At 60.7% G+C, this 26331-nt stretch carries 20 protein-coding genes; 9 read left to right on the top strand and 11 right to left on the bottom strand.

From position 1 onward, the window contains the following. Positions 1 to 10: 10 nt before the first annotated feature. Both moeB and GDV60_RS19405 read right to left on the bottom strand, forming a co-directional pair. On the bottom strand, positions 11 to 1870 hold the full coding sequence (gene moeB / locus GDV60_RS19410) for a molybdopterin-synthase adenylyltransferase MoeB (RefSeq protein ID WP_159908487.1): 1860 nt from the start codon (positions 1868 to 1870) through the stop codon (positions 11 to 13). Positions 1871 to 1896: 26 nt separating this feature from the next. Next, positions 1897 to 2790, bottom strand: a complete 894-nt coding sequence (locus GDV60_RS19405) for a DMT family transporter (protein ID WP_178121361.1) — start codon at positions 2788 to 2790, stop codon at positions 1897 to 1899. 160 nt (positions 2791 to 2950) lie between these two features. Here GDV60_RS19405 and GDV60_RS19400 point away from each other — a divergent pair, with 160 nt between their 5' ends. After that, the gene (locus GDV60_RS19400) at positions 2951 to 4375 is read left to right on the top strand and encodes a PLP-dependent aminotransferase family protein (protein ID WP_029298288.1); all 1425 of its coding nucleotides are present in this window, start codon (positions 2951 to 2953) and stop codon (positions 4373 to 4375) included. A 1117-nt stretch (positions 4376 to 5492) separates the two neighbouring features. On the opposite strand, the gene GDV60_RS19395 is transcribed toward GDV60_RS19400, so the two are convergent. After that, positions 5493 to 6311 (bottom strand): pyruvate, water dikinase regulatory protein, encoded by an 819-nt coding sequence (locus GDV60_RS19395; RefSeq protein ID WP_029298286.1) that lies wholly within the window; start codon positions 6309 to 6311, stop codon positions 5493 to 5495. A gap of 178 nt (positions 6312 to 6489) precedes the next feature. Here GDV60_RS19395 and ppsA point away from each other — a divergent pair, with 178 nt between their 5' ends. The 8 genes from ppsA to GDV60_RS19355 all read left to right on the top strand — a co-directional run bounded on the left by ppsA (position 6490) and on the right by GDV60_RS19355 (position 14619). Beyond that, a complete protein-coding gene (ppsA, locus tag GDV60_RS19390) occupies positions 6490 to 8865 on the top strand; it encodes a phosphoenolpyruvate synthase (protein ID WP_029298284.1) in 2376 nt (791 codons plus the stop codon). A 99-nt stretch (positions 8866 to 8964) separates the two neighbouring features. Next, positions 8965 to 9954, top strand: a complete 990-nt coding sequence (locus GDV60_RS19385) for an alpha/beta fold hydrolase (protein ID WP_092231846.1) — start codon at positions 8965 to 8967, stop codon at positions 9952 to 9954. Between the two features lie 229 nt (positions 9955 to 10183). Further along, complete coding sequence (rraA, locus tag GDV60_RS19380; RefSeq protein WP_029298280.1) at positions 10184 to 10675, top strand: ribonuclease E activity regulator RraA; 492 nt, start codon at positions 10184 to 10186, stop codon at positions 10673 to 10675. A gap of 24 nt (positions 10676 to 10699) precedes the next feature. Beyond that, positions 10700 to 11695, top strand: a complete 996-nt coding sequence (locus GDV60_RS19375) for a zinc transporter ZntB (protein WP_029298277.1) — start codon at positions 10700 to 10702, stop codon at positions 11693 to 11695. 85 nt (positions 11696 to 11780) lie between these two features. Then, entirely contained in the window at positions 11781 to 12026 is a 246-nt protein-coding gene (locus tag GDV60_RS19370) for a hypothetical protein (protein WP_038442312.1), read from the top strand. Positions 12027 to 12028: 2 nt separating this feature from the next. Next, positions 12029 to 12853: a mechanosensitive ion channel domain-containing protein gene (locus tag GDV60_RS19365; protein ID WP_029298273.1), complete on the top strand. Its 825-nt coding sequence runs from the start codon at positions 12029 to 12031 to the stop codon at positions 12851 to 12853. Between the two features lie 87 nt (positions 12854 to 12940). Beyond that, on the top strand, positions 12941 to 13531 hold the full coding sequence (sigX, locus tag GDV60_RS19360) for an RNA polymerase sigma factor SigX (protein ID WP_029298270.1): 591 nt from the start codon (positions 12941 to 12943) through the stop codon (positions 13529 to 13531). Positions 13532 to 13638: 107 nt separating this feature from the next. Then, positions 13639 to 14619 carry an OmpA family protein gene (locus GDV60_RS19355; protein WP_029298268.1) on the top strand — a complete coding sequence of 327 codons (981 nt, stop codon included), beginning with the start codon at positions 13639 to 13641 and terminating at the stop codon, positions 14617 to 14619. A gap of 62 nt (positions 14620 to 14681) precedes the next feature. Here the strand turns inward: GDV60_RS19355 and cobA are convergent, their stop codons facing one another. The 8 genes from cobA to GDV60_RS19315 form a co-directional block, all read right to left on the bottom strand. Next, a complete protein-coding gene (gene cobA / locus GDV60_RS19350; RefSeq protein ID WP_029298265.1) occupies positions 14682 to 15419 on the bottom strand; it encodes a uroporphyrinogen-III C-methyltransferase in 738 nt (245 codons plus the stop codon). Between the two features lie 11 nt (positions 15420 to 15430). Continuing rightward, positions 15431 to 18139 carry a nitrate reductase gene (locus tag GDV60_RS19345; RefSeq protein ID WP_159908483.1) on the bottom strand — a complete coding sequence of 903 codons (2709 nt, stop codon included), beginning with the start codon at positions 18137 to 18139 and terminating at the stop codon, positions 15431 to 15433. Beyond that, on the bottom strand, positions 18139 to 18456 hold the full coding sequence (gene nirD, locus GDV60_RS19340) for a nitrite reductase small subunit NirD (protein ID WP_029298262.1): 318 nt from the start codon (positions 18454 to 18456) through the stop codon (positions 18139 to 18141). The genes GDV60_RS19345 and nirD overlap by 1 nt, the downstream gene beginning before the upstream one ends. Then, positions 18453 to 20906, bottom strand: a complete 2454-nt coding sequence (gene nirB / locus GDV60_RS19335; RefSeq protein ID WP_070995170.1) for a nitrite reductase large subunit NirB — start codon at positions 20904 to 20906, stop codon at positions 18453 to 18455. Before nirB ends, nirD begins: the two co-directional genes overlap by 4 nt. Positions 20907 to 21178: 272 nt before the next feature. Beyond that, positions 21179 to 22846, bottom strand: a complete 1668-nt coding sequence (locus GDV60_RS19330; RefSeq protein ID WP_029298258.1) for a bifunctional protein-serine/threonine kinase/phosphatase — start codon at positions 22844 to 22846, stop codon at positions 21179 to 21181. Further along, the gene (locus GDV60_RS19325; RefSeq protein ID WP_070995172.1) at positions 22846 to 24057 is read right to left on the bottom strand and encodes a NarK/NasA family nitrate transporter; all 1212 of its coding nucleotides are present in this window, start codon (positions 24055 to 24057) and stop codon (positions 22846 to 22848) included. The genes GDV60_RS19330 and GDV60_RS19325 overlap by 1 nt, the downstream gene beginning before the upstream one ends. Positions 24058 to 24494: 437 nt before the next feature. After that, complete coding sequence (locus GDV60_RS19320; protein ID WP_029298254.1) at positions 24495 to 25070, bottom strand: ANTAR domain-containing response regulator; 576 nt, start codon at positions 25068 to 25070, stop codon at positions 24495 to 24497. Positions 25071 to 25083: 13 nt separating this feature from the next. Next, on the bottom strand, positions 25084 to 26310 hold the full coding sequence (locus tag GDV60_RS19315; protein WP_159908481.1) for a CmpA/NrtA family ABC transporter substrate-binding protein: 1227 nt from the start codon (positions 26308 to 26310) through the stop codon (positions 25084 to 25086). Positions 26311 to 26331 lie beyond the last annotated feature (21 nt).

The raw sequence follows: 26331 nt of genomic DNA, 5'->3' as shown, positions 1-26331 counted from the left end.
AGGCCTGTGATCAGTACAAAGGCATGTCGGGTTCGACGTCGCGCACCCAGTGTTTCATACCGCCTTGCAGCACCCGGGTGTTGGCAAAGCCCGCAGCCAGCAGGGTGCTGGCGGCTTGCTCGGCGCGGCTGCCGGCATAGCAGATCAGGTAATGGGTGTTTGCACGGCTCAGGCTGTCGAGTTGCGCGTCGAGCTGGGCCAGGGGGATGTGCAGCACGCCCGGTAGTTGGCATACCTCCAGCTCGCTGGCGTCGCGCACATCCAGCAGGATATCGGCGCTGCTGCGCTGCTCCAGCAACTGCTTGAGCACCTGGGGCTTGATGTAGTGCTCTGCGGCCAGGCTGGGCGCGCGGAGGGTATCGGCACACACGGCTGCTGCGGGTTGGTGTTCTTCACGCAGTTCGGAGCAGCACGGGCAGTCGGCGCGGCGCTTGAAACGGATTTCGCTGAACTTCATGGCCAGGGCATCAAAGCGCATCAACCGTCCGGACAAGGAGTCACCCAGGCCGATCAACAACTTGATTGCTTCGGTGGCCTGGATCATCCCGACCACGCCGGGCAGTACGCCGATGACCCCGCCGGCGCTGCAATTGGGCGCCAGTTCCGCAGGTGGCGCGTGGGGGTACAGGCAGCGGTAGCAGGGCCCGCCTTGATAATTGAACACGCTGATCTGGCCGTCGAAACGGTAGATCGCGCCATACACCAGCGGCTTGCCCAGCTGTACGCAGGCATCATTGACCAGGTAGCGGGTCTCGAAGTTGTCGGTGCCGTCGATCACCAGGTCGTAGGCACCGACCAGTTCCAGGGCATTGTCGGCGTTCAGTGCGGTGTCGTAGGTGTTGATTTGGATATGCGCGTTGAGGTCCTGCAGCCGGCGCTTGGCGGACTCGACCTTGGGCAGGCCCAGGGTGCTGTTGCCGTGCACGACCTGGCGTTGCAGGTTGCTGCTTTCCACCACGTCGAAGTCCACCAGCCCCAGGGTGCCAATGCCGGCGGCGGCCAGGTACAGGCTGATGGGCGAGCCCAGGCCACCAGTGCCGATGATCAGCACCTTGGCCTTCTTCAGGTTCAGTTGCCCTTCGCGGCCAACGCCGGGCAGGGTGATATGGCGTACATAGCGCTGCACTTCCTCATTGCTCAACGACTCGATGTCCATGCCGCCGGAGGTGGCCAGTAGCACTTCGATTCTGGCCTTTGCGGGCAGTGGCTCGTCGGGGCCGATCAGTTCTTCCCCTGCGGTGAACAGGAAATGCTCCTTGAGCTGGCCGTTGTTTTCGTGGAACAGGTGCGCCCGCAGTTGGGGGTGGCGGGTGCAGGTGTCTTCAATGACTTCGCGCAATGTCGATCCGGCACCCTCGAGGGTCGATTCTGGCAACTTGGCCACGCGGACCAGGATGTCGGGGAAAGAGACAGCGTTCATGTACAACTCCGTTTGCAGGTCGTTGAAGGGGTTGAGGGCGAAGTGCGTGCCATCCCAGGCAAACAGCTTCGACCCAAGGGCCTTGCCCTGGCGGACATCCACCACCAGGTAGCTGACGGGGTAGATCGGTTCGCCCATGTACAGGGCCTTGTCCTGATCCTCGTCACTGAAGTACGCACCGACATCCGGGTGGGAGTGGTAGATCACCACCACCGGGTTATCCGTGCGAAAGGCCTTGTTCATCAGCAGCGTGTCGGTCACCGAGAAGGTGTAGCCGTTGGCCGCGCTGCGGGGGTAGGCCTCGGGGTTCTTGCGATGCAGCTCGTTCTGGATATTGCTGCCCAGGTAGACGCTGCCGTCTGCAAAGACAAAGCCGCAGCACTCTTCGGGGTAGGTGCTGCTGGCGTGGGCGTAGATCTGTTCCAGGGCGGTTTGGCGGAGGACGTCCATGTTTCTCTCGCGTGATGGGGAAAGGGTCAATTGGCTTTTGCCAGCAACTTTTCGATCGGCAACTTGGTGATGGCAAAGCCGGCCAGCAGGATCGCCGAGTACAGCATCAGGTCCCGGGACAACTCCAGGCCTTCGTAGCAGGCGCCGATGATTACGGCGAACACCGGGAAAATAATGAAGACGAACGACAGGATGATCGGGCTCAGGCGCTTGAGCAGCATGAAATACACGATAAACCCGCCGACCGAGGCCACCAGGCCCAGGTAGAACAGGGCGCTCCAGGACCGCAGGGTGATGGCCTCGAAGGTCGGTGATTCAAACCACAGCCCGGCGACAAACAGCATCAGCCCGGCAATCCCGATGGGCAGGGTGTTGTAGGTGATCACGCTGATGGCGCTGCCTTTTTGCTTGGTAATGACATAGCACAAGGCATGCAGGATTGCGGCGGTCAGAATTGCCAGTACGCCGAAGAATTCGGCGTGGTCAAGGTGCAGTCCCTGGCTGCGGATGATCATGTACAGGCTGCCGAAGCCGATGCCGATGCCGACGACCTGGGAAAAGTAGATGCGCTCGCGCAGGAACAATGCCGAGAAGATCAGGATGAACACCGGCATGCAGCTGAACAGCAGCGCAGTGAGCCCGGATGAGACGTGCATCTCGCCGTAGTTGAGCAGGTAGTAGGGCACGCTGAAGTAGCAAAGGGTCACGAACACAAAGAACCAGCGGCTTTCCCGGGGGAACAGGATCGGCTCGCGACGCAGGAAGGCAAAGCACAGGAACAGTGGGAATGCGATCAAAAAGCGCAAGCCCGCCGACGTCAGCGGCGGCACGCTTTCCACCGCGATTTTGATCCCTAGCCAGGTGGTGCCCCAGCTCAGGCAGACAATCAGGAACATCACACTGGTGATCAGGCCAGCCAGCCATTGTTTGGGGGATTTGGTTTTTTCGGTATTTTCGAGAACGGCGGACATTGGCATCGTTTATTGCTTCCCTGAGCCGGAATTGAACTCTATATTGAACTTGTAATTAGAGGTTTCACCCGGTGATTGAACCCGTAAAATCACACTATTAGGGCGAATGATGGCTGTCAAAACAAATATTGACATGGTGTCAATTATGCGAGAGGGGCTGTCCAGCGGGCAGGGCGTGAAGTACAAACGCCTGTCCGACGTCATGGAACGGGGCATCCTCGAAGGTCTGATTGAGCCTGGGCGCAAACTGCCGCCTCACCGGGTGCTTTCTGACAATCTTGGGGTGACCATCGGTACTATCAGCCGCGCCTACGGCGAACTGGAACGCCTGGGCCTAGTGGTGGCGCGAGTGGGTGACGGAACGTTCGTACGCAAGCGTGGGATGGAGCGCCAGCGTGACGAAGGCTTTCGCAATGTCAGCGAGGAGCCGCGCCAGTACTTCGATATGAGCCGCAATATGCATATCCCTGGGCAGGAGACCATGTTCCTGGCCCAGGGCTTTGAAACCCTGGCCAAGAATGCCAAGTTCCTGCAGGACATCAGCGCCTACACCCCGGACGCCGGCCTGCCACGCTACCGCGCGGCCGGGGCGCAATGGTTGGTGCAGCGTGACTTTCATCCGATTCCAGAGCAGGTCATCTGTGTCAACGGCGGCCAGCACGGGCTGCTGTGCGCATTGATGGCGTTGGTGCGTGCGGGCGACACGGTAGTCACCGAGCAATTGACCTATCCGGGCTTGATTACCGCCGCGCGGATGCTCGGCATCCGCCTGATCGGTCTGGAAATGGATGAGGAAGGCGTGTTGCCGGGAGCTCTGGAGGAGGTCTGTCGCAATCATCGGGTATCGGCCTTGTATTGCACGCCGACCATCCAGAATCCGACGACCGCGGTGTTGTCGGTGGCCCGCCGTGAGGCGCTGGTGAAGGTCTGTCGTGAGCACAATCTGCTGATCTTGGAGGACGAGGCGCATGGGGTGTTGGTGGCAGATCGCCCGCCGCCCCTGAGCCATTTTGCCCCGGAGCGCACGATTCTGATCAGCAGCCTGAGCAAGGCCGTGTCGGCGGGCTTGCGGGTGGGGTATGTGCATGCACCGCCCGCGCTGGTCAGCCGTATTTCTGCGGCTCTGCGCTCAACCTGCTGGATGGCCACGCCAGTGACCCTGGAACTGGCCACGCAGTGGATTGAAAACGGTACGGCAGAGTACCTGTTGCATCAGCAGATCAATGAAATCAGCCGGCGCAAGGCGTTGGTCGCAGGCCTGCTGGCCGGCCTGGAATACCGGACGCACCCCAACAGCCCGCACTTCTGGATTGAAGTCCCTGAGCCTTGGCGAGCGTCGGAAATAGAGGCGGAACTCAAGCAGAATAATTACCTGATCGCCACGGCCGAAGCCTTTGCCGTGGGGCAGACGGCGGTACCGCAGTTTATCCGGGCTAGCATTTGCAATACGTCGGGGGATGATCAATTGCTGAAGGCGGGATTTGACGCGCTGGCCACGGCGCTGGGGCAGGGTGGGGACCGGTTTCACCTGTGAACCCAGTTGTGGCACACGGGCTTGTTGTGGCAAATGGGCTTGTTGTGGCGAGCGGGCTTGTCGGAACGCCGCATCGCCCGCGCTGGGTGGCGAAGCCGCCCCAAAATACCAAGCTATCGCAGCAGTGCCTGACACACCGAGTCATCCTTGTTGGGGCTGCTGCGCAGCCCAGCGCGGGCAAGCCCGCTCGCCACAATTAGTATGCTGTCCAAAAAAACCTGCTGGGCTGCAGCCGCCCCAAAACCTCCTGGCTGGGTATGGCTAAACCCTTGTGGCGAGCGGGCTTGTCGGAACGCCGCATCGCCCGCGCTGGGTGGCGAAGCCGCCCCAAAATACCAAGCTATCGCAGCAGTGCCTGACACACCGAGTCATCCTTGTTGGGGCTGCTGCGCAGCCCAGCGCGGGCAAGCCCGCTCGCCACAATTAGTATGCTGTCCAAAAAAACCTGCTGGGCTGCAGCCGCCCCAAAACCTCCTGGCTGGGTATGGCTAAACCCTTGTGGCGAGCGGGCTTGTCGGAACGCCGCATCGCCCGCGCTGGGTGGCGAAGCCGCCCCAAAATACCAAGCTATCGCAGCAGTGCCTGACACACCGAGTCATCCTTGTTGGGGCTGCTGCGCAGCCCAGCGCGGGCAAGCCCGCTCGCCACAATTAGTATGCTGTCCAAAAAAACCTGCTGGGCTGCAGCCGCCCCAAAACCTCCTGGCTGGGTATGGCTAAACCCTTGTGGCGAGCGGGCTTGTCGGAACGCCGCATCGCCCGCGCTGGGTGGCGAAGCCGCCCCAAAATACCAAGCTATCGCAGCAGTGCCTGACACACCGAGTCATCCTTGTTGGGGCTGCTGCGCAGCCCAGCGCGGGCAAGCCCGCTCGCCACAATTAGTATGCTGTCCAAAAAAACCTGCTGGGCTGCAGCCGCCCCAAAACCTCCTGGCTGGGTATGGCTAAACCCTTGTGGCGAGCGGGCTTGTCGGAACGCCGCATCGCCCGCGCTGGGTGGCGAAGCCGCCCCAAAATACCAAGCTATCGCAGCAGTGCCTGACACGCCGAGTCATCCTTGTTGGGGCTGCTGCGCAGCCCAGCGCGGGCAAGCCCGCTCGCCACACAAGCGGCTACGGGTTATTTGAAGCGCCGCTCAACACCCTTTTCTACAAGGATTTTCGCCGAAATCTCTTCCACCGAAAAATGCGTGGAGTTGATGTGCGCAATGTTTTCCCGGCGGAACAGGTTTTCCACTTCCCGCACTTCGAATTCGCACTGGGCATAGCTCGAATAGCGGCTGTTGGGCTTGCGTTCGTTACGGATGGCCGTGAGTCGGTCCGGGTCGATGGTCAGGCCGAAGAGCTTGTGTTGATGTTTGCGCAGCACCGCCGGCAGTTGCAGGCGTTCCATGTCGTCCTCGGTCAGCGGGTAGTTGGCCGCGCGGATGCCAAACTGCATGGCCATGTACAGGCAGGTCGGGGTCTTGCCGCAGCGCGACACGCCGACCAGGATCAGGTCGGCCTTGTCGTAGTAGTGGGTGCGGGCGCCGTCGTCGTTGTCCAGGGCGAAGTTCACCGCCTCGATCCGCTCCATATAGTTGGAATTGTGGCCAATGGAATGGGACTTGCCCACGGAGTATGAGGAATGCTCACTGAGCTCCTGTTCCAGGGGCGCAAGAAAGGTCGAGAAGATGTCGATCATGAAACCATTGGAAGTCGCGAGGATCTCACGGATGTCCTGGTTGACGATGGTGTCGAAAATGATCGGGCGTACACCGTCTTTTTCAGCGGCCAGATTGATTTGTTGTACCATGGCCCGCGCTTTATCCACGTTATCGATATAAGGCCGGGTGAATTTGGCGAAGGTAATGCTTTCGAACTGCGCCAGCAGGCTCTGACCCAGGGTTTCGGCGGTAATGCCGGTGCCATCGGAGATAAAGAAAGCAGATCGTTTCATTTGAGCCTTGGGCCTTAAGCTGATGACGAATCTTGGATATGATAGGCGCGATTTTGCCGTCCCACAGTGGGCCGCATTCTCACTTATTTTCCAGGTCCAGGCCACAAACGCCGGTAAATGCTCCTATTGAGCCCCCGGCGCCCTGAGCTTTTCCAACACAGTTAGTGGAGAGATCACCTTGGTAGAGTACGTAGTTTCCCTCGATAAGCTCGGCGTCCATGATGTAGAGCATGTGGGGGGCAAGAACGCATCCCTCGGCGAGATGATCAGTAATCTTGCGGGCGCCGGTGTCTCAGTGCCCGGTGGTTTCGCCACCACGGCCCAGGCATATCGCGACTTCCTCGAACTGAGTGGTCTCAACGACCAGATCCACGCTGCCCTGGACGCGTTGGACGTCGATGATGTCAACGCTCTGGCCAAGACTGGCGCGCAGATCCGCCAGTGGATCATGGAAGCCGAGTTCCCCGAGAAGCTCAACGCAGAAATCCGCACCGCCTTCGCCACCCTGTCGGCGGGCAACCCGGACATGGCTGTCGCCGTGCGTTCCTCGGCCACCGCCGAAGATTTGCCCGACGCCTCCTTCGCCGGCCAGCAGGAAACCTTCCTGAACATCCGTGGCGTAGAAAACGTCATCCGCGCAGCGAAGGAAGTGTTCGCCTCGCTGTTCAACGACCGCGCCATTTCCTACCGCGTGCACCAGGGTTTTGACCACAAGCTGGTTGCCCTGTCTGCCGGTGTGCAGCGCATGGTGCGTTCGGAAACCGGTACCGCCGGCGTGATGTTCACCCTGGATACCGAATCGGGCTTCCGTGACGTGGTGTTTATCACCGGCGCCTACGGCCTGGGCGAAACCGTCGTACAAGGCGCGGTCAACCCGGACGAGTTCTACGTGCACAAGCACACCCTTGAGGCCGGTCGCCCGGCGATCCTGCGCCGCAACCTGGGCAGCAAGGCTATCAAGATGATCTACGGCGACGAGGCCAAGGCCGGTCGCTCGGTGAAAACCGTTGATGTCGACAAGGCCGAGCGTGCGCGCTTCTGCCTCAGCGATGCCGAAGTCAGTGAATTGGCCAAGCAGGCGATGATCATCGAGAAGCACTACAAGTGCCCGATGGACATCGAGTGGGCCAAGGACGGCGATGACGGCAAGCTGTACATCGTCCAGGCACGTCCGGAAACCGTGAAAAGCCGCACCTCGGCCAATGTCATGGAACGCTACCTGTTGAAAGAAACCGGCACCGTGCTGGTGGAAGGGCGTGCCATCGGCCAGCGCATCGGCGCTGGCAAGGTGCGGATCATCAAGGACGTGTCCGAGATGGACAAGGTCCAGCCGGGTGACGTGCTGGTCTCCGACATGACCGACCCGGATTGGGAACCCGTGATGAAGCGCGCCAGCGCCATCGTCACCAACCGTGGCGGGCGTACCTGCCACGCGGCGATCATTGCCCGTGAACTGGGGATCCCGGCAGTAGTCGGTTGCGGCAACGCGACCCAACTGCTCAAGGATGGCCAGGGCGTTACCGTATCCTGCGCCGAAGGCGATACCGGCTTCATCTTTGAAGGTGAACTGGGCTTCGACATCAAGCAAAACTCCATCGATGCCATGCCCGACCTGCCGTTCAAGATCATGATGAACGTCGGCAACCCTGACCGCGCCTTCGACTTCGCGCAGTTGCCGAACGCCGGGGTGGGTCTGGCCCGCCTGGAGTTCATCATCAACCGCATGATCGGCGTGCACCCCAAGGCCCTGTTGAACTACGACGGCCTGCCGGTGGAAATCAAGGACAGCGTCGACAAGCGCATCGCCGGCTACAACGACCCGGTTGGCTTCTACGTCGAGAAACTGGTGGAAGGCATCAGCACCCTGGCGGCGGCCTTCTGGCCGAAGAAAGTCATCGTGCGCCTGTCGGACTTCAAGTCCAACGAGTACGCGAACCTGATCGGCGGCAAGCTTTACGAGCCGGAAGAAGAAAACCCGATGCTGGGTTTCCGTGGCGCCTCGCGCTACATCAGCGAAGCGTTCCGTGACTGCTTCGAGCTCGAATGCCGCGCCCTCAAGCGTGTGCGCAACGAGATGGGCCTGACCAACGTCGAGATCATGGTGCCCTTCGTGCGCACCTTGGGCGAAGCGAGCCAGGTGGTCGACCTGCTGGCTGAGAACGGTCTGACCCGTGGCGAAAACGGCCTGCGCGTGATCATGATGTGCGAGCTGCCGTCCAACGCCATCCTCGCCGAGGAGTTCCTGGAGTTCTTCGATGGCTTCTCCATCGGTTCCAATGACCTGACCCAACTGACCCTGGGCCTGGATCGCGACTCCGGGATCATCGCCCACCTGTTTGACGAGCGTAACCCTGCGGTCAAGAAACTGTTGGCCAACGCCATCCAGGCCTGCAACAAGGCTGGCAAGTACATCGGTATCTGTGGCCAAGGCCCTTCCGATCACCCGGACCTGGCCAAATGGCTGATGGAACAGGGCATCGAAAGTGTTTCGCTGAACCCCGACTCCGTGCTGGAAACCTGGTTCTTCCTGGCTGAAGGCCAAGCCTCGGCGTAATTGCCATCTGCCGGTCGGCCTATATGGCTGGCCGGCATTTCTCATTCTGTACAGGGCGGAACTCCTTCCGGACGCCGCCCTTTTTTGTGCAAGAACATTATGCAAAGCAGCAGCAACCTGTTTCCCGTCGCCTTGATCAGCGCTGAGCGTCGTGGCGATCTGAGTGAAGATGTCTACCGTCTCAAGCCTGGCAACAGCCCCGACAGCACCGTAGAACTGGCGGTGACACGCCTGGGGCTGGCCGATGTCGCGCAAAGTCGTGGCGTACCGGTGGTGTTGGTACATGGCAGCTTTTCCAATCGCCGTTTCTGGTATTCGCCCAAAGGGATTGGCCTGGGGGCGTATCTGGCGCGCCAGGGCTTTGATGTATGGATCCCGGAAATGCGTGGTCACGGGCTTTCCCGACGTAACCAGGACTACGCCAAGAATCGCGTCGCCGACTATGCTCGTTACGATTTACCGGCCATCGCTGCTTTTGTGCGTGAGCAAAGTGCGCAGATCCCGCACTGGATCGGTCACTCGTTGGGCGGCACGACCCTGGCGGCAGCGCTGGGTGGCCAGTATCTGGGGGCGCCGGCCGTGGCGTCGGTGGCGCTGTTTGGCTGCCAGGTCAGTCGCACTTACTGGCCGTTGAAAATTCCGCCGGTGGAGTGGGGTGGGCGCTTGATCTTGAAGCGCTTTGCCCAGCTTTCCGGTTCGCGACTCAAGCGTGGCCCGGAAGACGAGCCCATCGGCCTGGCCCTGGAAAGCATGCGCTGGCACGGCTTGTTCGGGCGTTTTGGCGATGCCGAGCGCGACTGGTGGAAAGGCCTGGCCGAGGTCGATGTGCCGCTGCTGGCAGTGAGTGCCGCTGGCGATCATCAAGACCCGGACTGGGCCTGCCGCAAGCTTTTTGACCAAGTGGGCAGCGAGCACCGCCAATACCTGTGCCTGGGGCGCAAGCAAGGGTTCAGCGGTGATTTCGGGCATGTCGAGATGCTGGTGAGTAAAGCGGCGCAGGCCGAAGTATGGCCGTTGGTGCAGCGTTGGCTGAAAGATCCCCTGACACCTTTGGCGGGTGCACAGGTGCAGGTGCCGGCGGCTGTCTGAAGAAAGGCTCTAAAGAGGGCGTTTCGCTTGAGGTGGCTTGCGGCTAAGATATGACGCACCGGGCTATTCTGGTCATATTCAGTCGCGCAGTGGCTATTGCGTTACAGCCTGGCGGGTCTGATCATTGTCGCCCTTGCAGCGGCAAGTCTTAAAGAATGCCGGTTGCGATGCGTTTTCTTGATGTAGCTGTGGATGTTCGACACCTTCTTTCACCGACAGGAGTTTTTCGATGAACCATTACGTTACCCCCGACCTGTGTGACGCCTACCCGGACCTGGTACAGGTGCTGGAGCCGATGTTCGCCAACTTTGGGGGGCGGGACTCCTTCGGTGGCCAGATCGTGACCGTCAAGTGCTTTGAGGACAACTCCAGGGTCAAGGAGCAGGCCGAACTCGATGGCACCGGCAAAGTGCTGGTGGTCGACGGTGGTGGTTCATTGCGCTGCGCCTTGCTGGGCGACATGATCGCCGATCGAGCCGCAAAGAACGGCTGGGAAGGCTTGGTGATCTACGGCTGTGTGCGTGATGTGGACGTGCTCGCCCAGACCGACCTGGGCGTGCAGGCCTTGGCCAGCCACCCGAAAAAGAGCCATCGCCAAGGCGTGGGCGACCTGGGCGGGGCCGTGACATTTGCGGGCGTGACATTCCGTCCCGGTGAATATGTCTATGCCGATAACAATGGCGTGATTGTTTCGCCCAGCCCGTTGAAAATGCCTGAATAACTGCAATAGCCGACAGGGGTGAGGATGTTCGAGGAAGAAAACGCGCAGTGGGGGCTGGTACACGCCCTCGTGCTGGACGGTAAAGGCGGTGCGCGTTCGATTGCCCGGACTGAGCTTGACGACCTGCAAATGCAGCCCCAGGAAAGCCTGTGGCTGCATTGGGATCGCAGTCATCCCCAGACCCAGACGTGGTTGCGCAAATCCAGTGGCCTGAGCGAGTTCGCCTGTGACCTGCTGCTGGAGGAGAACACCCGGCCACGTTTGCTGCCGCTACCGGACGACGAGTTGCTGCTGTTTCTGCGTGGAATCAACCTCAATCCGGGGGCGGAGCCGGAAGACATGGTGTCGGTGCGTATCTTTGCTGCGGCTGACCGGGTCATTTCCCTGCGTCTGCGGCCCTTGCGCGCTACCGATGAGTTGCTGGTGCAGTTGGCGGATGGAAAAGGCCCCAGGACTGCTTCCGAGCTGATCCTGTACATGGCGCAGTACCTGACCAATAAAGTGCAGGATTTGGTCAGCGACTTGTCTGAAATCGTCGATATCGAAGAAGAAAAACTGGATACCGACGAACGGTATACCCCGGAGCATGGCAGCGTCCTGCAGATCCGTCGGCGGGCCGCCGCGCTCAAGCGCTTCCTGGCACCCCAGCGCGATATTTTCGCGCAACTGACACGCATAAAACTGCCCTGGTTCGTCGATGACGATGCTGACTATTGGAATGAATTGAATAACAGCCTGACCCGTTACCTGGAAGAGCTGGAATTGAGCCGGGAGCGCGTGGGGCTGGTGCTGGAGGCCGAGGATCGGCGTTTGAGCGTGCGCATGAACCGCACGATGTACCGCTTCGGGATCATCACCGGGATCTTTTTGCCGATGAGTTTCCTGACCGGCTTGCTGGGGATCAACGTAGGGGGGATTCCGTTTTCCGAGAGCCCCTATGGCTTCGCGATTGCCTGCTTGTTGATGGTCTCGGTGGCCCTTGGGCAGTGGTGGCTGTTTCGACGTTTACGCTGGGTTTGACCTGAACGTGACCTGAACGGCAGGAGAGGTCATGTGACCAGACGAATTTTGCCCTCGTCTTTTAAATCACTTGCGAGAGGTCCCTATGCACGATCCGTTTGAACAGTCTTTGCGTGACATGCTTAACGCTTCGCCGTCCAACCGTGACGACGATGCTTGCCTGGGGCGCGTACTGAAAACCGCCAACCGCCAGGTGGGCGCGGGCGACCTGTTTGGTCTGCTCGGCCGCTGGGTGCCGGCACTGATGATGGCGCTGAACAATGGTTCGGCCCACGTATCGCCTGTTTCTCGTCGTAAACCTATTGCTCGCACTGCTGATAAGGCTGATTGAATATGGAACTTGATCTCTGGACGCAGAGTCTGGTCACTGCAATGACTGCGTTGTGGACCAAGGTGGCGAATTTCATTCCCAACCTGTTTGGTGCGCTGGTGCTGGTGCTGCTGGGTTTTGTCGTGGCCAAGCTGCTCGACACCCTGCTCTCCAAATTGCTCGCCAAGCTGGGCCTCGATCGTTTGATGGCCGGCACCGGATTGACCAAGTTGCTGGGGCGCGCCGGGCTGCAAGTGCCGATCTCGACACTGATCGGCAAGATCGTCTACTGGTTTGTTTTGCTGATTTTTCTGGTTTCTGCGGCGCAATCCCTTGGACTTGAGCGAGTTTCAGCTACGCTCGACATGCTGGCGCTGTATTTGCCGAAAGTATTCGGCGGCGCGCTGGTGTTGCTGGTCGGCGTTCTGCTGGCGCAACTGGCCAATGGCCTGGTGCGCGGCGCCGCTGAAGGCGTAGGCCTGGACTATGCAGGTGGCCTGGGGCGAATTGCCCAAGGGCTGGTGATCATCATCAGTATTTCGGTGGCGATCAGCCAGTTGGAGGTCAAGACTGACCTGCTCAACCATGTGATTGTGATCGTTTTGATTACCGTTGGTCTGGCCGTTGCGCTGGCCATGGGTTTGGGAAGCCGGGGAATTGCCGGGCAGATTCTTGCGGGAATCTATGTGCGTGAGTTGTATCAGGTGGGGCAAAGCGTGCGTGTTGGCGAGGTCGAAGGGCAGATTGAAGAGATCGGCACGGTGAAAACCACCCTGCTGACCGATGATGGCGAATTAGTGTCGCTGTCCAATCGGGTTCTGCTGGAACAGCAGGTCAGTAGCCGCTAACCCGGCAAACCCTGCTAATGTACGCCGCCGCGATCCTGGCTATCCAGGATGTGGCGGACATTGACCTGACTGTCGGCACGACTTGTTTTGAATAAAGCCCAAACGCTGTCCACGCGCTATGACCCCCGTGAGCTCTCTGATGAGGAGTTGGTCGCGCGCTCGCACACGGAGCTGTTTCACGTAACACGCGCGTACGAAGAATTGATGCGCAGGTATCAACGCACTCTGTTCAACGTTTGTTCAAGATATTTAGGGAACGATCGTGATGCGGATGATGTCTGTCAGGAAGTGATGCTCAAGGTGTTGTATGGCCTGAAGAACTTCGAGGGTAAATCGAAGTTCAAAACCTGGCTCTACAGCATCACGTACAACGAGTGCATCACGCAGTATCGTAAGGAACGGCGAAAGCGTCGCTTGATGGACGCATTGAGTCTGGACCCCCTTGAGGAAGCGTCTGAAGAAAAGGCGCCGGCACCCGAGGAGAAGGGCGGACTTGATCGCTGGCTGGTGCATGTGAACCCGATTGACCGGGAAATTCTGGTGCTACGATTTGTCGCAGAACTGGAATTTCAGGAAATCGCTGACATTATGCATATGGGTTTGAGTGCTACAAAAATGCGTTACAAACGTGCTCTTGATAAATTACGTGAGAAATTTGCGGACAGTACTGAAACTTAGTTCGGTGCAAATATCTCTTACGTGTAGGCAAGTTCTGTTAGACTTGTCGCCGAGTTGTCCCCCGGTATGTGGGACTGCTTTACAATCACCAGATGGGGATTTAACGGATGAAACTGAAAAACACCTTGGGCTTGGCCATTGGTTCTCTTATTGCCGCTACTTCTTTCGGCGTTCTGGCACAAGGCCAAGGCGCAGTTGAAGGCGAGCTGTTCTACAAGAAGCAGTACAACGATAGCGTCAAGCACATCGAAGACGGCTTCAATCCTGGCGCTCGCATCGGTTACTTCCTGACCGACGACCTGTCCTTGAACTTGTCCTACGACAAGACCAACCACACCCGTTCGACTGACGGTACTGGCAACCAGAAGATCAAAGGTGATACCGGCAGCCTCGTTGCCCAATACCACTTCGGTCAAGCTGGCGTCGACTCCCTGCGTCCATACGTAGAAGGTGGTTTCGGTCACCAGAGCCGTGGCAACGTACGTGCTGATGGCCACACCGGTCGCGACCAGACTACCTTCGCTACCGTTGGTACTGGCGTTAAGTACTACTTCACCAACAACCTGTACGCTCGTGCCGGTGTTGAAGCTGACTACGGTCTGGACAACGGCAAGTGGGATTACTCCGCACTGGTCGGCCTGGGCGTAAACTTCGGCGGTAACGCTGGCGCAGCCGCTCCAGCTCCTACCCCAGCACCAGCTCCAGAGCCAGTTCCAGAGCCAGAAGCTCCGGTTGCTCAGGTTGTTCGTGTTGAGCTGGACGTTAAGTTCGACTTCGACAAGGCCGTTGTTAAGCCTAACAGCTACGGCGACGTCAAAAACCTGGCCGACTTCATGGCTCAGTACCCAGCTACCAACGTAGAAGTTGCTGGTCACACTGACTCCGTCGGTCCAGACGCTTACAACCAGAAGCTGTCCCAGCGTCGTGCTGACGCTGTTAAGCAAGTCCTGGTTAAAGACGGCGTTGACGCTGGCCGTATCACCTCCGTAGGTTACGGCGAATCCCGCCCAGTTGCTGACAACGCAACTGAAGCTGGTCGTGCTGTTAACCGTCGCGTAGAAGCATCGGTTGAAGCTCAAGCTCAGTAATTACTGAGTGGTAGAAAAAAGCCCGGCTCTTGAGCCGGGCTTTTTTTCGCCTGCGATTTGCCTCAAGCGCTGGCGGCCAATGCTGCTTCAACCGCCGCTGCCGCCACCGCACCGATCACCAGGATAGCCGGGCTCTTCAAGGCGAATGCCTGGGCATCATCGTGCATGCGTGCCAGGGAGCTGCGGCACTCACGCTGTTGGGGCAGCGAGGCGTTCTCGATCATCGCCACTGGCATATCAGCGGCCATGCCACCTTCCAGCAGTTGCCGGGCAATCTCTGAAAGCTTCGCCACGCCCATGTAGATCACCAGTGTTGTGCCCCCTTCGGCCAGTGCCCGCCAATTCAGGCTGCTGTCGTCCTGGGTATGAGCAGTGACCAGCGTTACGCCGCGACTGATCCCGCGCAGTGTCAGCGGTATATCGCAATTGGTCGCACCTGCCAGCCCGGCGGTGATGCCATTGACCAGCTCCACACTCACGCCTCGCTCCCTGAGCCAGGTCGCTTCTTCGCCGCCACGGCCAAAAATGCACGGATCACCGCCTTTGAGGCGCACCACACATTTACCCTGACGCGCGTAACGCAGCATCAAACGGTGAATGAAATCCTGGGGCGTGGAACGGCAGCCGCCACGTTTGCCGACGGTAATCACCCGCGCACCTGGGCAGTGCTCGAGCACCGCCGGGTTGACCAAGTCATCAATCAACACCACATCGGCCTCGTGCAGGGCCCGCACCGCCTTGAGGGTCAACAACTCCGGATCACCCGGGCCTGCGCCCACCAGCCAGACTTTTGCACTCATATTCATTGCCCTCACACACTGATAGCGATTGGCTGCGAGGTGCTCGCCAAAAGCCGTTTGATTTCGGGGACGCAGGAGCCACATTGCGTGCCGCAGCCTAGTTCTTGCTTCAGCCCCGCGAGGTCCAGGCCGCGATTGATGCCTGCACATATCGCGTTTTCGCTGACGTTCTTGCAGTTGCAGAGAATTTTGTTGCTGCTCGTACCCGCGCCGGGTGGCGCGCTTAGCGGGGCCAGCAACCAGCGGCGCAGTTGTTCATCGGTCCGGCCCTCCAGCCAAAGGCTTTGCAGCCAATGACGGGCCAGGGTTTCGCCGGCCAGACGGATCGCGGTAATTCGGCCTTTCTCGATTTTTACCCGCTTGCCGATGGAGCGCCGTGGGTCGTCATAGGCCATGACCGGGCCGTCATTGAGGCCCAGCAATTGGTCGATGTTCTTGAGCAACTGCAGGTCCGGCGCCTCGGTGTGGGCAGCACGCAGCAGTAGCGCCGGCCGCTCACGCCCGGTCAAGCTGAGGCTGACGTAGGCAAAGCGCTCGCAAAGCGGACGCAACGCCTCGAAGTGTTGCTGCACGTCACCTTCGATCAACGCAAACAGCTGCCAAGGCAATTGCACGGCTTCCAGGCGTACACCGCTGTGCTTGAGCTCGGGTTGTTTCGACAAGGGATCGAATGCCGGCTGAGTCAGCATGTTGACGCCGCCCTTGAGGAAGCGATCGCCCCAATGCATGGGCAGGAACGCCTGGCCGGGCCGCACGCTGTCATCACTGGTCACCGCCACAATCACCTGGCCACGGCGGCTTTTCAGGCTCACCAGATCGCCCTCTTTGAAGCGGTGCCGGCGTAGTTCGTCCGGGTGCAGGCTGAGCAATGCTTCGCTGACGTGGCCGAACAGTTGCGCAGCCGTACCGGTGCGGCTCATGCCATGCCATTGGTCACGCAGGCGGCCGGTGATCAGGGTCAGGGGAAAGCGCGCATCACGTTGTTCCTTGGCCGCGCGATAAGGCTCGGCGATAAAGTGCGCACGACCACTGTCGGTCGGGAAGATGCCGTCGGTGTACAGCCGTGGCGTGCCGCTCTGAGCCTCGGCGGGAAACGGCCATTGTTGCGGGCCGATCCGGTCGAGCAGGGCATGGCTGATACCTGACAGGTCCAAGTCCCGACCGCGTGTCAGCAGTTTGAACTCATCAAAAATCTGCGAAGGTTGCGCAAACGCAAACAGGCTCGGTAGGCCCGGTCGCAAACGTTGCTCCAGGCGCTGTGCGAAATCCACGGTAATCGCCCAGTCCGACCGCGCCTCACCCGGTGGGGCAATGGCCTGGCGTACGTGGGAAATGCGCCGCTCGGAATTGGTCACGGTGCCTTCTTTCTCACCCCAACTGGCGGCTGGCAACAACAGGTCGGCAAAGGCTGCGGTTTCTGTGGTGCGGAAGGCTTCCTGCAACACCACGAATGGGCACGCGGCCAGGGCCTGGCGCACGCTGCTCTGGTCCGGCAACGATTGCGCGGGGTTGGTGCAGGCGATCCACAGCGCTTTGATCTTGCCGGCCTGTACCTGCTCGAACAATTCGATGGCGGTCAAGCCGGTACTGGATGGCAGTTGCTCAACCCCCCAGTAGGCGGCCACTTGTGCGCGGTGCTCGGGGTTGTTGGCATCGCGATGGCCCGGCAGCAGGTTTGACAGGCTACCGGTTTCCCGGCCGCCCATGGCGTTGGGCTGACCGGTCAGGGAAAACGGCCCGCAACCTGGGCGGCCAATGGTGCCGGTGGCCAGGTGCAGGTTGATCAGGGCGCTGTTTTTCGCACTGCCGGCGGTGGACTGGTTGAGCCCCATGCACCACAGCGACAGAAAGCTCGTGGAGGTACCGACCCACTGCGCACACTGGCGCAGTTGCTCGACAGTGATCCCGCACAATTGCGTGACCATCTGCGGCGTGTAGTCGTGGACCAGGCGTTTGAGTTCGACCAAACCATCGGTATGAGCCTGGATAAAGTCACGATCGATCCAGTCTTCCCACAGCAGCAGATGCAAAATCCCATGGAACAACGCGACATCGGTACCCGGCAGGATTGCCAGGTGCATATCCGCCAAGTCACAGGTATCGGTGCGCCGTGGATCAACGACCAGCACTTTCATATCCGGACGGCGCGCCTTGGCCTCTTCCAGCCGGCGAAACAGTACCGGGTGGGCGTAGGCCATATTACTGCCGACGATCATCACGCAATCGCTGGCCTCCAGGTCCTCATAGCTGCACGGTGGCGCGTCGGCCCCCAGGCTGCGCTTGTAGCCGACCACCGCCGAGGACATACACAGCCGGGAATTGCTGTCGATATTGTTGGTGCCCACCAGCGCCCGGGCGAGTTTGTTGAAACTGTAGTAATCCTCGGTCAGCAGTTGCCCGGAGATATAGAACGCCACACTGTCGGGGCCGTGCTCGGCGATGGTGTCGGCGAACACATGGGCCGCGTGGTCCAGGGCACTGTCCCAATCGGTACGGCCACGGGCCAGGCCTTTGCCCAGGCGCAATTCGGGGTACAACGCCCGCGCTGCCAGGTCGCCAGTCAGGTGCAGGCTGGAACCCTTGCTGCACAACTTGCCGAAATTGGCCGGGTGCGACGGGTCGCCGCTGACCCCGAGGATCTGCGCGCCATCATGCTCGATCAGCACGCCGCAGCCGACCCCGCAGTAGCAGCAGGTCGATGCGGTGACCTGGCGGTTCATCAACCGGCGTCCCGCAGGGCCAGCATCACCCGGCCGTTTTCAACCCGGGCGTGGTGGTGGTGGGCGCAACCGATATCCGGGGCCTGGGCTTCGCCGGACGCCAGGTCGATCTGCCAGTTGTGCAATGGGCACGCTACGCGTTTGCCGTAAATCAACCCCTGGGACAATGGCCCACCCTTGTGCGGGCAGCGGTCGTCAAGGGCGAAGACTTCGTCGTCACTGGTACGAAAAATCGCAATTTCACCTTTCGGGCCGCTGACGATGCGCGAGCCCAGTGCGTTGATTTCGTCGAGGGCACAGATATCCAGCCAGTTCATACCACTACCTCCAGCTGTTTGACGGCGATGGTGTCGAATTCCTTCTTCAGCAACGGCTGCTCCAGGCGTTCTTTCCATGGGTCTTGTTCAAACGACAGGGAGAACTGCAGGCGCTCGTTCAGGGCCTGGCGCCGCGCTGGGTCTTCCAGCACGGCCTTCTTGATATGGTCCATGCCGACCCGCTGCATGTAATGCACGGTGCGCTCCAGGTAGAAGGCTTCTTCGCGGTACAGCTGCAGGAAGGCGCCGTTGTATTCGCGTACCTCCTCGGCGGTCTTGAGCTTGACGAAGAACTCTGCGACCTCGGTCTTGATCCCGCCGTTGCCGCCGATATACATCTCCCAGCCCGAGTCGACGCCGATAATTCCCACGTCCTTGATCCCGGCTTCCGAGCAGTTGCGCGGGCAACCGGAGACCGCCAGCTTGACCTTGTGGGGCGACCACATATTGAACAGGTCATGCTCCAACTCGATGCCCAGTTGTGTGGAGTTCTGCGTGCCGAAGCGGCAGAACTCGCTGCCTACGCAGGTCTTCACGGTACGGATGGATTTGCCGTAGGCGTGCCCGGACGGCATATCCAGGTCTTTCCAGACACCGGGCAGGTCCTGTTTCTTGATGCCCAGCAAGTCGATGCGCTGGCCGCCGGTGACCTTGACCATCGGCACGTTGTACTTGTCGGCCACATCGGCAATCCGCCGCAGTTCGGAAGGATTGGTCACACCGCCCCACATCCGCGGGACTACCGAGTAAGTGCCGTCTTTCTGAATGTTGGCGTGGGCCCGTTCGTTGATCAGGCGCGATTGCGGATCGTCCTTGGCTTCCCCCGGCCAGGTGGAGATCAGGTAGTAGTTCAACGCCGGGCGGCAAGTGGCGCAGCCGTTGGGAGTGCGCCAGTTCAAGTAGCTCATGGTGTCGGCGATGGTCAGCAGGTGCTGGTCGCGGATCGCCTGGCGGATTTGCCCGTGGTTCAGGTCGCTGCAACCACAGATGGCTTTTTCGCTCTTTGGCTTGACGTCAGCCGCACCGCCCACGGTGTTGATCAGGATCTGCTCCACCAACCCGGCGCAGGAGCCGCAGGAACTGGCGGCCTTGGTGTGTTTCTTCACCTCATCGACGCTGAACAGGCCCTGCTCCTGGATCGCCTTGACGATGGTGCCCTTGCACACGCCGTTGCAGCCGCAGACTTCGGCGCTGTCGGCCATGCTCATGGCTTTGTCCTGGCCTTGGTGGCCGACGTCGCCCAAGGCGTTTTCGCCGAACATCAGGTGGTCGCGGATTTCGCCAATGCCATGGTTCTCACGGATCTGCCGGAAATACCAACCGCCATCGGCGGTGTCGCCGTACAGGCAGGCGCCGACCAAGATGTCGTCCTTGATCACCAGCTTCTTGTAGACGCCGCCGATGGGGTCGGAAAGGGTGATGGTTTCGGTGCCTTCGCCGCCCATGAAGTCGCCAGCGGAAAACAGGTCGATACCGGTGACTTTCAGTTTGGTCGAGGTCACCGAGCCTTTGTAGGTGGCGAACCCCAACTGGGCCAGGTGGTTGGCGCAGACCTTGGCCTGCTCGAACAGCGGCGCCACCAGGCCGTAGGCAATCCCGCGATGGCTGGCGCATTCGCCGATGGCATAGATGCGCGGGTCGTAGGTTTGCATCGTGTCGTTGACCAGGATCCCACGGTTGCACGGGATGCCGGACTTTTCCGCCAGTTCGGTATTGGGGCGGATCCCGGCGGCCATCACCACCAGGTCGGCGGGAATCACGTCGCCGTTTTTAAATTGCACCGAACCCACGCGGCCATTGCCGGCGTCATGCAGGGCCTGGGTCTGTTCGCACAGGCGAAACACCAGGCCACGGCTTTCCAGTTCGGTTTGCAGCAACTGGCCGCTGGTCTTGTCCAGTTGCCGCTCCAGCAGCCATTCGCCGATATGCACCACGGTGACGTGCATGCCGCGCAGCATCAGGCCATTGGCCGCTTCCAGGCCGAGCAGGCCGCCACCGATGACCACGGCATGCTTGTGGGTCTTGGCGGTGTCGATCATGGCTTGGGTGTCGGCAATGTCGCGGTAGCCGATCACGCCCTGCAAGGTATTGCCGGGGATCGGCAGGATGAACGGAGTCGAACCGGTGGCAATCAGCAGGCGATCGTATTCGGCCTCGGTGCCGTCTTCGGCGATGACTTTGCGTTTGACCCGGTCGATCTGCACCACCTTGCGGTTGAGCAGCAACTTAATGTTGTTTTGCAGGTACCAGTCGAGGTCGTTGAGCACGATCTCTTCGAACGTCTGCTCACCGGCCAGCACCGGCGATAGCAGGATGCGGTTGTAGTTGGTGTGGGGCTCGGCGCCAAAGACCGTGATGTCGTACAGCTCGGTGCTCAGTTTCAGCAGTTCTTCAAGGGTGCGAACCCCGGCCATGCCGTTGCCGATCATCACCAGTTTGAGTTTTTTCATGTCGTTCTCCGCAATGGCTCGACAAATCACGCGCAAACAAAAAAAGGCGTCCCGCTAGTTGCCTAGCGAGGACGCCTTTGTCCTGGTCCCGTTCTCTCGGGAAAGCCCCACCTTCGTCGTTGAAGGGTGGGCTGTATGTGGGGTGTTGCAAGAGCTAATGCAGTGGTTGTGCCAAGTCGTGAAACGCCGGATTTACTGAGGTTCTGGCGGCTGCCACCAGGTTGTTTCGCACCATTTAAAGGCGCGACGCCCACAACTGGCGCGCCTGCCTCCTACAGGGATAACAGATATAGCAACAGCAGATTGAGCAGCAGCGACACCAGCGCCAGGGTTTGCCAGACCTTGAGAGGCTCGCGCTCCAGCAGCGGCCGAGGGCGCAGGCTCAGCTCGCGGCGGTCGGCCTGTTCCAGTACCAACAGCCATTCCTCGGCGGTTTCGTAGCGTTGATCTGGTTGTGCCGCCACCGCGCGTTCCAGGCTTTGCTGCAACCAGTCGGGCAGATCCGGTCGATAGCGGCTGGCGCTGACCGGCGTGTTGAAGCGGGGGCGCTGGAAAGCTTCGATTTCACCGTAGGGATAGTGCCCGGTCAGCAGGTAATACAGGCTCACGCCGACGCTGTACAAATCCTGCCGAGGGGTCGGACGTTCACCACTGAAGGCTTCAGGCGCGATAAAGCTGGGGGTGCCCGGCAGCAGGTGAGCGCGGTCCTCGGATAACCCCGGGCAATAGGCCAGGCCAAAGTCCAGTACCCGCAATTCACCGTCGTCCCCCAGCAGCAGGTTTTCCGGCTTGATGTCGCGGTGCAGGATCTGCCGGCGATGCAACATGCCCACCGCGCGCAGCAAGCGCTCGGCGATGGATTGCCATTGTGCCAGCGGCAAGGGGCCTTGCTGCTGGAACAGGGCGGCCAGGGTCTGCCCGCTGTATTCACGCATCACATAGTACAAATGCTGACGCCCGCCGGCCGGATGGACTTCAGGAAATGCCCGTCCGGCCACCCGGCGCAGAAACCATTCTTCTGAGAGCAGGGCCTGGGCGGCGTCGTGGTCATCGTCATGGCCAGGGGGCAGGGTTTTCAGCAGCCAGGGTTGCTGCTGGGTATCGCGTACCCGGTACAGCAACGACTGCCGACTTTGTGCCAGCACGCTCTCCACCTGCCAGCCTTCAAAGGATTGCCCGGCCTTCAACGGCGGCGGCAATGGCCACTGCTGCAACTGCACCAGTGCATCGCCCAGGGTGGCGGCGCCGAGCTGGTCGATGCGCACCAGCAGGGCGCTGGCATTGTCCTGGCTACCCGCCAGGTGTGCGGCGTTGACCAGCGTATTCACGGCCAGGTCCAGGTCGGCCTGTTCGCGCAGGATCGCACGGATGCTGTGATCCGCCAGGGTCGACCACACACCATCGCTGAGCAGTAGGAAACATTCACCCTGGCGCAGTTCACCGTCGAGAAAGTCCACCACCAGATGCTGATCCAGGCCCAGGGCGCGCTTGAGCACGTGCTGCATGCCCGGTTGTTCCCAGACATGTTCTTGGCTGATGCGCTGCAACTCGCCGTCGAACCAGCGATACACCCGGCAGTCGCCGACATGGGCCAGGGTAAAGCGCTGGCCGCGAAACACCACGGCGCTGAGGGTGGTCAACAACGGCTGGCCGCCGCCATTGGCCTGCAGCCAGCGATTCTGCGCCAGCAACAGCCGGTCCAGGGCCTGGGCCACGCCCCAGGTTTGTGGCGTGGCATAGTAGTCCAGGGCCAGGGCCTGCAAGGTCGAACGCGCGGCCAGGCCGCCATCGGCACACTGGCTGACGCCGTCGGCGATGGCACACAGGTAGCCTTTGCTGGCGGCCAGGTCCGGGGCCGGGGTAACCAGGCGCATGGCGTCCTGGTTTTCCTCACGCGGCCCGATGGCGCTGGCCTGGGCAACACTCAGTTGCAGGCTCATCAGACCCGCGCTGCGGTGACGGCAGCCGAACCCCAGGTGGTCCTCCAGCGCCGTTTCACACCATACAGACCGAACCACGCCAGCACACCCAGGCTGGCGAACAGCCACAGCGCCAACTGGTAGCTGCCGGTGCTTTGCTTGATCGCGCCCATGCCCGCTGCCAGGGCGAAGCCGCCGATGCCGCCGGCCATGCCGATCAACCCGGTCATCACGCCGATCTCCCGGCGAAAGCGCTGCGGTACCAGTTGGAAGACCGCACCGTTACCGGCGCCCAAGCCCAGCATGGTGCAGACGAACAGGGCCAGTGCCGCGTAGGAACTGGGCAGGTTGAAACCCACGGCGGCGATACAGACGGCTGCCACGGCGTACATGCCCAGTAGTGTGCGGATCCCGCCGAAACGGTCGGCCAGGGCGCCGCCCAGAGGGCGCATCAGGCTACCGCCGAATACGCAGGCGGCGGTGTAGTAGCCGGCGGTGACCGGGCTCAAGCCATATTGATCGTTGAAGTAGCCGGGCAGGGCGCTGGCCAGGCCGATAAAGCCACCGAAGGTCACGCTGTAGAAGAACATGAACCACCAACTGTCGCGATCGCCCAAGGCCTTGAAATAGTCGGCCATGGATTTGGCTTTTGGCCGTTCGGGGGCGTTGCGCGCCAGCCAGGCAAAGACGATCAGGGTCAGGATCAACGGGATCAGGGCAAAGCCGAACACATTGCTCCAGCCAAATGCGGCGGCAATCAACGGCGCCAGCAGCGCGGCAAACACGGTGCCGGAGTTGCCGGCGCCGGCGATGCCCATGGCCTTGCCCTGGTGTTCGGCGGGGTACCACTGGGACGCCAGCGGCAGGGCAACGGCAAACGAGGCCCCGGCCATACCGAGGAAAAGCCCCAGGAGCAGCGCCTGTTCATAACTGTGGATCCCCAGTTTCCAGGCGAAGAACAGCGCCACAATCACGATCACCTGACCAATCAGCCCGGCGGTCTTGGGCGACAATTTGTCCGCCAGCATGCCCATCAAAAAGCGCAGGATCGCCCCCGCCAGGATCGGCGTGGCGACCATCAGCCCGCGTTGCTGAGTGGTCAGTTGCAGGTCGGCAGCGATCTGCACCGCCAGCGGGCCCAATAGGTACCAGACCATGAAACTCAGGTCGAAATACAAGAACGCGGCAAACAAGGTCGGGGTGTGCCCGGATTTCCAGAAGCTTGATTTCATCACGCACCTCACGATTGGGGGTCTTGTAGAAGGCCTGGTGATGGAACGACCCGCGAAGGCCGCCCCACCAAAACGAAAAAACGCCGCCACCGGGTTCGCGTATGCAAACCGGATGTGCGACGTCTTTGTCGTGGAGGGGCAACCGCCGTTGGCTACCTGTGATGTTTACATAGCAAGTCTTGCGCCAATCGTGAGACCGCCATCGCGGCATCGGTCTCTACGCAATTTTGCCGCAGCGCATAAAACCAGGCAGACACGGCTGTCGTGGCGAGCGGGCTTGCCCCGCGCTGGGCTGCGCAGCAGCCCCAAAATCAGTCACCTCGGACTATCTGATAAAACATTGTGATCTTGTTGGGGCTGCTTCGCAGCCCAGCGCGGGCAAGCCCGCTCGCCACAGGGGGGCGTCAGTGTCTGAAAGGTGTGTCGGTGCCGCTATCTCAGCCCAACAACTCACTCATGGCAATAATCTGCTCCGCTACCTGGATCAGCTTTTGCTGGCGGCTCATGGCCTGGCGGCGCATCAGGGTGTAGGCCTGTTCCTCGTTGCAGTCTTTCATTTTCATCAGTAGGCCCTTGGCCAGCTCGATGCGCTTGCGTTCTGCCAGTTGCTGGTCGCGGGCTATGAGTTGCGCGCGCAAGGCCTGGTCGCTCTCGAAGCGCGCCATGGCGACATCGAGGATCGGTTGCAGGCGCTGGGCCTGGATGCCTTCGACGATATAAGCACTGACCCCGGACTTGATTGCCTGGCGCATCACGCCGGGGTCATGTTCGTCGGTAAACATCACGATGGGCCGGGGCTGGTCGCGGCTGACCAGCACCACCTGCTCCATCACATCGCGGCCGGGTGATTCGGTATCGATCAGAATCACATCCGGGCGCACCGTTTCGACGCGCGCCGGCAGGTCGATGGTCAGGCCCGATTCATCGATCACTTCAAAACCGGCCTCGGTCAGCGCGCTCTTGAGGCGCCCGACTTTGCGCGGGGTGTCATTGATCAGCAGGATTCGCAACATGGGTGGCCTCCCGTCAGCGCAAGGCGTGGCGGACGACATCGTCGGCCAGGGCGTGCAGGCGGAAACTGCGGGCGTAGCCGGCCGGGTCCGAGCCATCCCAGACCTTGCCGTCGATCAACTGGCTGCTGCGCATTTCTTCGGCCTTGGTCGCCACGCCCACGGCGCTTGCGGCTTGGCGATACAGATCCAGTTGCTGCACCTGACGGGCAACGGCGTGGTAATCGGGGTCTTCACGCAACAGGCCCCAGCGGCGGAATTGGGTCATGAACCACATGCCATCGGACAGGTACGGCAGGTTGACCTCGCCCCCGCCATGAAAGCGCAGCGCGTGTACGTCTTGCCAGTGGTGACCCAGGCCGTCGTCATAGATGCCCAGCAGCCGCGGTTCGATGCAGTCGAGTGGCGCGTCGAGGTAATCCCTGGCGCTGAGCAGTTGCGCGGTGGAGCGCCGGTTCTCGAGGCTGTCATCGATAAAACGGCTGGCTTCCAGAACCGCCATTACCAGCACGCGTGCGGTGTTGGGGTATTGCTCGACAAACGCCTGGGTGCAGCCCAGGACTTTTTCCGGGTGGTCCGGCCAGATCGCCTGGCTGGTGGCAAGGGTGAAGCCCTGGTTCTGCTGCACTGCGCTGGCACACCAGGGTTCGCCGACGCACAGGCCGTCGATCCGTCCGGCTTGCAGGTGCGCGACCATTTGCGGCGGCGGGACCACCACACTCTCGACATCCCGCAGCGGGTGAATGCCCTGGCTGGCCAGCCAGTAATACAACCACATGGCATGGGTACCGGTAGGAAACGTCTGGGCGAAGGTGAGTTTTGTCCGACTTTGGTGCACCTTGCGCTCCAGTGCCTCAGGACTGGTCACACCTTGTTGTTGCAGGCCCTGGGACAGGTTGATGCCTTGGCCATTCTGGTTCAGGCCCATCAGCACCGCCATGTCGGTTGCAGCGACGCCGCCGATGCCCAGGTGGACCGCATAGATCAGGCCATACAGGCTGTGGGCGGCGTCCAGTTCGCCGCTGACCAGCTTGTCCCGCAGCCCGGCCCACGACGCTTGGCGCTTGAGGTTCAAGGTCAGGCCATAGGGTTGGGCAAACCCCTGCGTCGCCGCGACCACCAGCGAGGCGCAATCGCTCAAGGCCATGAAGCCCAGGTCGAGGCTGCTCTTTTCCGGGGCATCGCTGCCGTTGACCCAGGCCAGGGGATTGGTTGCCTGGCTGTAGCCGACCTGATCACTCATCAATACCTACCTTCTGTGTGA

Source organism: Pseudomonas sp. DTU12.1 (genome assembly GCF_009873475.1).
Lineage (GTDB): Bacteria > Pseudomonadota > Gammaproteobacteria > Pseudomonadales > Pseudomonadaceae > Aquipseudomonas > Aquipseudomonas proteolytica.
This window is presented reverse-complemented; position numbering and strand designations above follow the sequence as displayed.